Source organism: Motilimonas sp. 1_MG-2023, from assembly GCF_030547455.1.
GTDB lineage: Bacteria > Pseudomonadota > Gammaproteobacteria > Enterobacterales > CBDFNC01 > Motilimonas.
Genome location: NZ_JAUOPX010000125.1, coordinates 1 through 445, shown reverse-complemented (window position 1 = coordinate 445; position 445 = coordinate 1). Strand labels below are relative to the sequence as shown.

Below are 445 nucleotides of genomic sequence, written 5' to 3'. Positions count from 1 at the left end.
GGCTATCGCCACAAAAGGCTGAAGCAGAATACTTCAAAACTTATAACGAGGTGGCCAGTTTTAGTTGACCACTACAGGGTGTTATTCTTTTACTTTGTTTAACCTCGGCAACGCCTTTGATGGCAGGTGTATTAATTGAATCAACAAAGTGGTTTGTTGATAAAGAATCTAATGACAAAGTATTCAAGTTCTTAATGTCAGCAAATGCTTTAATCCTGTCCATGGTTATCTACAGCTACTCTGAAATTGTTGCCAGAAAGACTATACACCTTATTACAGGAGTTGAAGCGGAGAAGCTCTCAACCTCTTTAGACATCATCCAATTAACTATTTCAATTGGATATATATTCCTTTTAACTTCAGCAATGTCTGTAGTGGTACAACTATTTTGGCCACCTGATTAGAGGTGATAAGATCACCGTAACTAAGCAGGTATCAATATGTC

1 protein-coding gene is annotated in these 445 nt (G+C 37.5%); it reads left to right on the top strand.

Translation table 11 applies throughout. From position 1 onward, the window contains the following. The first annotated feature begins 119 nt into the window (after window positions 1-119). Window positions 120-404: a hypothetical protein gene (locus Q4519_RS21725; RefSeq protein WP_303516025.1), complete on the top strand. Its 285-nt coding sequence runs from the start codon at window positions 120-122 to the stop codon at window positions 402-404. Window positions 405-445 lie beyond the last annotated feature (41 nt).

Coding starts and splice junctions, on each gene's coding strand:
- Q4519_RS21725 (WP_303516025.1), top strand. CDS start 120: ATGGCAGGTGTATTAATTGAATCAACAAAGTGGTTTGTTGATAAAGAA.